5 protein-coding genes are annotated in these 6,723 nt (G+C 62.4%); all 5 read left to right on the top strand.

The window, feature by feature from the left end; all coding sequences use genetic code 11:
• Positions 1-71 precede the first annotated feature (71 nt).
• The 5 genes from NKH04_RS02055 to NKH04_RS02075 all read left to right on the top strand — a co-directional run bounded on the left by NKH04_RS02055 (position 72) and on the right by NKH04_RS02075 (position 6,631).
• Entirely contained in the window at positions 72-1,427 is a 1,356-nt protein-coding gene (locus NKH04_RS02055) for an ABC transporter substrate-binding protein (protein ID WP_352522473.1), read from the top strand.
• A gap of 227 nt (positions 1,428-1,654) precedes the next feature.
• Positions 1,655-2,668: a carbohydrate ABC transporter permease gene (locus tag NKH04_RS02060; protein ID WP_352540346.1), complete on the top strand. Its 1,014-nt coding sequence runs from the start codon at positions 1,655-1,657 to the stop codon at positions 2,666-2,668.
• Position 2,669: 1 nt separating this feature from the next.
• On the top strand, positions 2,670-3,824 hold the full coding sequence (locus NKH04_RS02065) for a carbohydrate ABC transporter permease (RefSeq protein ID WP_353043999.1): 1,155 nt from the start codon (positions 2,670-2,672) through the stop codon (positions 3,822-3,824).
• Between the two features lie 4 nt (positions 3,825-3,828).
• A complete protein-coding gene (gene bglA / locus NKH04_RS02070; protein WP_353044000.1) occupies positions 3,829-5,493 on the top strand; it encodes a beta-galactosidase BglA in 1,665 nt (554 codons plus the stop codon).
• A 25-nt stretch (positions 5,494-5,518) separates the two neighbouring features.
• Positions 5,519-6,631 carry an ABC transporter ATP-binding protein gene (locus tag NKH04_RS02075; protein WP_353044001.1) on the top strand — a complete coding sequence of 371 codons (1,113 nt, stop codon included), beginning with the start codon at positions 5,519-5,521 and terminating at the stop codon, positions 6,629-6,631.
• Positions 6,632-6,723: the final 92 nt, after the last annotated feature.

The following is a 6,723-nucleotide window of genomic DNA, read 5'->3' on the forward strand; positions in this document are numbered from 1 at the left end:
ACAGTCCTGCAGCGCCGGCGGACGGAATGGAGGTTTCGTTCGGTGTTTGTCACCACTGGGAGGGAATACCGATGAAGAAAATGCTTCTGCTGGGTGCTGCGTTCGCCACGCTTGCGCTCGCCATGCCGGCGCAAGCCGAACTGAAGTTCAAGCCGGGCGAAGATCCCCGTTTCAACTGGGCCAACTACGAAGAGCTCAAGAAAGTCGACCTCAAGGGCGAGACGCTGACGATCTTCGGGCCGTGGCGCGGCGAGGACGAAGGGCTTATCCGCACCGTCCTCGATTACTTCTCCGAAGCCACCGGCGCCGAGATCAAGTACTCCTCGTCGGAGAATTACGAGCAGCAGATCGTCATCGACACGCAGGCCGGCAGCCCGCCCAACATCGCCGTGCTGCCGCAGCCGGGCCTGATCCAGGATCTGGCATCGAAGGGTCTTTTGACGCCGCTCGGCGACGACACCGCCAACTGGGTCAAGGACAATTACGGCGCCGGCCAATCCTGGGTCGATCTCGGCACGTTCAAGGACAAGGACGGCAAGCCCGGCTTCTTCGCCTTTCCGTATAAGGCCGACGTGAAGTCGCTGGTCTGGTACTCGCCGGACAATTTCGAGGAAGCCGGCTACAAGGTGCCGAAGACGCAGGAAGAGCTTGCCGAGCTCGAAAAGAAGATCATCGCCGACGGCGGCACGCCATGGTGCATCGGGCTTGGTTCGGGCGGCGCCACCGGCTGGCCGGCGACCGACTGGGTCGAAGACATCATGCTGCGCACCCAGACGCCCGAGACCTACGACAAATGGGTGAAGAACGAAATTCCGTTCAACGATCCGGCAGTGGTCAACGCCATCGACATTTTCGGCAAGATCGCCACCGACGACAAGATGGTCGAGGGCGGCGCCAAGGCGGTTGCGGCGACCGATTTCCGTGATAGCCCGAAGGGCCTCTTCTCGGTGCCGCCAAAATGTTATCTGCACCATCAGGCATCGTTCATCCCGACCTTCTTCCCGCAAGGCACCAAGATCGGCGAGGATGCCGACTTCTTCTACTTCCCGCCTTACGCTTCCAAGCCCGAGCTCGGCACTCCGGTGCTCGGCGCCGGCACGCTCGCGATGATCACCAAAGACAGCAAGAGTGCCCGCGCGTTCATCGAATTCCTGAAGCTGCCGCTCGCTCATGAGATCTGGATGGCACAGGGCGGCTTCGTGACGCCGTTCAAGTCGGTCAACAAGGACGCCTATGCCAGCGACGCGCTGAAGAAGCAGGGCGAGATCCTGGCCAACGCCTCGACCTTCCGCTTCGACGGGTCCGACCTGATGCCGGGCAAGATCGGCGCCGGTGCGTTCTGGACCGGCATGATCGACCTGGTCGGCGGCAAGTCCGCCCAGGACGTCGCCACCGACATCCAGAAAAGCTGGGACGCGATCAAGTAAGCGGCCGGCTTGAGTTCCCAATGTGATGTGGTCCGGGCCACAAACGGCCCGCACCCTACCCGGTGCTTGGCGTCGCGTCGATTGTCGTGAGTACAACGCATTCCGGCATGACGCGCGCCCAGTGACCTGCTTTCCGGCTGGTCGCGCTCCAGACAACTGAATCGGCGCATGATCCCGTCGCCAAAGCCATTCTCGACTGGCGGATCCGTGCGCAGGGGGAGGGACCCATGGCGGCTCAGATTTTTTCGGCGATATTCGTCATCATCATCGGCGTGGGCGGCTGCGTCGCCTATTTCTGGGGCGCCAACAAGGCACTCGACACGATCTTTCCGGCACGCGGCGTTTCCGGCAAGGCGGCGATCAACAATCTGCGCCGGCAGGGGGTGATCCGACCCTGGCTGTTCGTCGGCCCGGCGATGATCATCCTCACGATCTACCTGATCTACCCGGTAGTGGAGACGCTGAGGCTGTCGTTCCTCGATCGCGGCGGCGCCCATTTCGTCGGCTTGGCCAACTATCAATGGGCGTTCGGCGACCGCGAGTTCCGCAACTCGATCCTCAACAACATCATCTGGCTGGCGGTGGTGCCGGCCGCCTGCACCTTCCTCGGGCTGATCATCGCCGTGCTCACCGACAAGATCTGGTGGGGCACCATCGCAAAAAGCCTGATCTTCCTGCCGCTCGCCATCTCGTTCGTCGGCGCCAGCGTCATCTGGAAATTCATCTACGAATATCGCGGCGAGGGCCAGACGCAGATCGGCCTGCTCAATGCCATCATCCAGTATTTCGGCGGCCAGCCGCAGGTCTGGATCTCGCTGCCGTTCTGGAACAACTTCTTCCTGATGGTCATCCTGATCTGGATCCAGACCGGCTTTGCCATGGTCATCCTGTCGTCGGCCTTGCGCGGCATTCCGGAAGAGACGCTGGAAGCCGCCGTCATCGACGGCGCCAACCCTTTCCAGATCTTCTGGAAGATCATGGTGCCGCAGATCTGGGGCACCATCGCCGTGGTCTGGACCACCATTACCATCCTGGTGCTGAAGGTTTTCGACATCGTGCTGACCATGACCAACGGCCAGTGGAACAGCCAGGTGCTGGCCAATCTGATGTTCGACTGGATGTTCCGCGGCGGCGGCGATTTCGGCCGCGGCGCCACCATCGCCATCATCATCATGATAGCGGTCATTCCGATCATGGTCTGGAACATCCGCCAGGCGAACAAAGAGACGGAAGGGCATTGAGATGGCCGTGTCGACGGGAAAGTCCTTTGTCAGCCGTTTCGGCGTCCATATCGCCGTCTTCATCTTCGTTGCGATCTGGACGATCCCGACGCTCGGCATTCTGGTCTCGTCGCTGCGCGACAAGGACCAGATCATCGCTTCGGGCTGGTGGAACTCGTTCACCAGTTCCAGGCAGACGGAAGCCGGACGGCTGCCGCCCGCCTCGGCGCAAGTCGAGAAGGACGGCAAGTTCGTTCTGCAAGGCAATATTTTCGGCGACGGTCCGGCCCGCAACATCAGCGCCTTCGGCGTCAAGTCGGCAGCGCCGACGCAATATCCCGCCGGCACGACAGCCGATCTCGGCGACGGCGTGACCCTGCAGCTCAATGCCGACGGCAGTTTCGTCATGACCTCGCCGAAGGCTTTCGAAGGCGAACGCGGCCAGCGCGTCTATTACGCCTCGTCGGCGCCGCCGAAATTCACCACCGACAATTACGACACGGTGCTGTTTTCGGAAGGCATCGGCCGCTCCTTCATGAACTCGCTGACCGTCACCATTCCGGCGACCGTCATCCCGATCCTGATCGCCGCGTTCGCCGCTTACGCGCTGGCCTGGATGCGCTTTCCCGGCCGGGCCCTGCTCATCGCCGTCATCATCGGCCTCCTGGTGGTGCCGCTGCAGATGTCGCTGATCCCGCTATTGAAGCTCTATAACGGCGTCGGCAGCTTCTTCGGCGTGCCGTCGAAGACCTATCTCGGCATCTGGCTGGCGCATACCGGCTTCGGTCTGCCTTTCGCCATCTATCTGTTGAGGAGCTATATCGCCGGCCTGCCACGCGAGATCATGGAGTCGGCACGCATCGACGGGGCCAGCGATTTCGAAATCTTCGTCAAGATCGTGCTGCCCCTGTCGTTCCCGGTGCTGGCCTCGTTCGCCATCTTCCAGTTTCTCTGGGTGTGGAACGATCTGCTGGTGGCGATGGTTTTCCTCGGTACCGAGGGCGACCAGATCGTACTGACCGCCAAGCTCAATGCATTGCTCGGCTCGCGCGGCGGCGACTGGGAGATCCTGACGACATCGGCCTTCGTCACCATCATCGTGCCGCTGATCGTGTTCTTCTCGCTGCAGCGCTATTTCGTCCGCGGGCTGCTTGCCGGCTCGGTGAAAGGAGGTTGAGATCATGCAATCCGCTTTGAAGGCCACCACGAAGCCAGATCTCGCTATAGATCGCGACTGGTGGCGAGGTGCCGTGATCTACCAGATCTACCCGCGCAGCTATCAGGATTCGAACGGCGACGGCATCGGCGATCTCAGGGGCATGATCAGCCGGCTGGCCTACATCGCCTCGCTCGGTGTCGACGCCATCTGGATCTCGCCATTCTTCAAATCGCCGATGAAGGATTTTGGCTACGACGTGTCGGATTATTGCGATGTCGATCCGATGTTCGGCACGCTGGCCGACTTCGACGCGCTGACCGCAGAGGCGCACCGGCTTGGCCTCAAGGTGATGATCGACGAGGTGCTCTCGCACACCGCCGACATCCATCCCTGGTTCAAGGAAAGCCGGTCGAGCCGAAGCAATCCAAAAGCCGACTGGTATGTCTGGGCGGATGCCAAGCCGGACGGCACGCCGCCCAACAACTGGCTGTCGATCTTCGGCGGCTCGGCCTGGCAGTGGGACACCAGCCGCCAGCAATATTATCTGCATAATTTCCTGGCCGAGCAGCCTGACCTCAACTTCCACAGCCGCGCGGTCCAGGACGCGCTGCTCGACGTCACCCGCTTCTGGCTGGAGCGCGGCGTCGACGGCTTCCGCCTCGATACCATCAATTTCTATTTCCACAGCCAAGGCCTGGAAGACAATCCGCCGCTGCCGCCCGAGCAGCGCAACGACCAGACGGCGCCGGCCGTCAACCCCTACAACTACCAGGACCATCTCTACGACAAGAGCCGGCCTGAAAACCTCGGCTTCCTCGAACGCTTCCGCGCCTTGCTCGACGAATACCCGGCGACGGCCGCGGTTGGCGAGGTCGGCGATTCGCAGCGTGGGCTGGAAGTGGTGGCGGCCTATACCGCCGGCGGCAAGCGCGTGCATATGTGTTACTCCTTCGACTTCCTGGCGCCGGAGAAGATCAGCGCGGCAAAGGTGCGCTCGGTGCTGGAAACCTTCGGCAAGGTGGCCAGCGATGGCTGGTCGTGCTGGGCCTTCTCCAACCATGACGTGATGCGCCCTGCCTCGCGCTGGGCAGCCGGCGAGCCCGACCCGACCGCCTACCTCAAGGTCATCTCGGCGCTGCTGATGTCGTTGCGCGGCTCGGTCTGCATCTATCAGGGCGAGGAGCTCGGGCTCAGCGAGGCCGAGCTCAGCTTCGAGGATCTGCAGGACCCATACGGCATCCGCTTCTGGCCGGAATTCAAGGGCCGCGACGGCTGTCGCACACCGATGGTTTGGGACGGCGCTGCCCGCAATGGCGGCTTCTCGACGGCAAAGCCCTGGCTTCCGGTGCCCAGCGAGCACCTTGCGCAAGCCGTCAATGTGCAGCAAGGCGACGACGGCTCGCTGCTCGAGCACTACCGGCGCTTCCTGGCTTTCCGCCGCGCCCATCCGGCACTGGCCAAGGGTGATATCGAGTTCATTGAAAGCGAGAGCGACACCGTCGCCTTCACCCGCCGTGAAGGCAACGAGCAGATCGTCTGCGCCTTCAATCTCGGAGCAAAGCCGGCCGAAGTCGATCTTGGCGGCCGCTCATTGCAGCCCTTGCCGGGGCACGGGTTTTCGGGACAGACTGGCGCCGGCACTATCCGCCTCGGCGGCTACGGCGCCTGGTTCGGGCGTATCGACTGAATTCAAGGAAGAACTGGAGGGTACCATGGCCGATGTCACGCTAAGGCAAGTGAGGAAATCATATGGCAATCTCAACATTCTGCACGGCGTCGACCTCGACATAAAGTCGGGCGAATTCATCGTCTTCGTCGGTCCCTCTGGTTGCGGCAAGTCGACCTTGCTGCGCTGCATCGCCGGGCTGGAGGAGATCACCTCGGGCGACCTCAAGATCGACGGCGAGATCGTCAACGACGTGCCGCCGTCAAAGCGCGGCATCGCCATGGTGTTCCAGTCCTATGCGCTTTATCCGCACATGACCGTCTACGACAACATGGCGTTCTCGATGAAGATCGGCAAGGAAAGCAAGGCCGAGATCGACAAGCGGGTGCGCCAGGCGGCCGAGATCCTGCAGCTGACCAAATATCTCGACCGTCTGCCCAAGGCGATGTCGGGCGGCCAGCGCCAGCGCGTCGCCATCGGCCGCGCCATCGTGCGCAATCCCAAGGTTTTTCTGTTCGACGAACCGCTATCCAACCTCGACGCGGCGCTGCGCGTCGCCACCCGCATCGAGATCGCCAAGCTCAAGGAGTCGATGCCGGCCACAACGATGATCTACGTCACCCACGACCAGGTCGAGGCGATGACGCTGGCCGACCGCATCGTGGTGCTGAAGGAAGGCCATATCGAACAGGTTGGCACGCCGATGGAGCTCTACAAGCGGCCCGGCAATCTGTTCGTCGCCCAGTTCATCGGCTCGCCGGCGATGAACATCCTGCCGGCGACGATCGACAAGACCGGCAACCCGACGGTCGTCAGCCATGTCGGCGGCCGCAAGGCAACGGTGCCGATCGCAACGCCTGCGTCGGCGAAAGGCGCAGCGGTGAGCTTCGGGGTGCGGCCGGAGGATCTGATGATTGCCACCGGCGCCGACTATTTGTTCGAAGGGACGGTCGATTACGTCGAGCAGCTCGGCGAGGTCCAGCTCGTCTATGTCGACATCGGCCGCGCCGACCTGCCGCTGGTGACCAAGCTGCCGGGCAATGTCGAGATCAAACGCGGAGCGACACTGCGGCTGACGGCGGACGCCGGAGACCTGCATATTTTCGACGCGGACGGGCGCTCTTTCGCGCTCCATGAAGCAGAAGCAAAGGCGGCTTGAAGCAGGCGTTCTTCCGCCATGCAAGAGACAAGAGCGGGGGGGGGGGGCCCCGCGGGGGGTGGGGGGTTTCCGGTGTGGCCGAAAGGAGGGTG

Origin of the sequence: Mesorhizobium sp. M1365 (genome assembly GCF_040317865.1) — a bacterium.
Classification (GTDB): Bacteria; Pseudomonadota; Alphaproteobacteria; order Rhizobiales; family Rhizobiaceae; genus Mesorhizobium.

Excerpts from the sequence above, each read along its gene's own strand:
- NKH04_RS02065 (WP_353043999.1), top strand. The coding sequence starts at position 2,670 with ATGGCCGTGTCGACGGGAAAGTCCTTTGTCAGCCGTTTCGGCGTCCAT.
- NKH04_RS02075 (WP_353044001.1), top strand. The coding sequence starts at position 5,519 with ATGGCCGATGTCACGCTAAGGCAAGTGAGGAAATCATATGGCAATCTC.
- bglA (WP_353044000.1), top strand. The coding sequence starts at position 3,829 with ATGCAATCCGCTTTGAAGGCCACCACGAAGCCAGATCTCGCTATAGAT.
- NKH04_RS02055 (WP_352522473.1), top strand. The coding sequence starts at position 72 with ATGAAGAAAATGCTTCTGCTGGGTGCTGCGTTCGCCACGCTTGCGCTC.
- NKH04_RS02060 (WP_352540346.1), top strand. The coding sequence starts at position 1,655 with ATGGCGGCTCAGATTTTTTCGGCGATATTCGTCATCATCATCGGCGTG.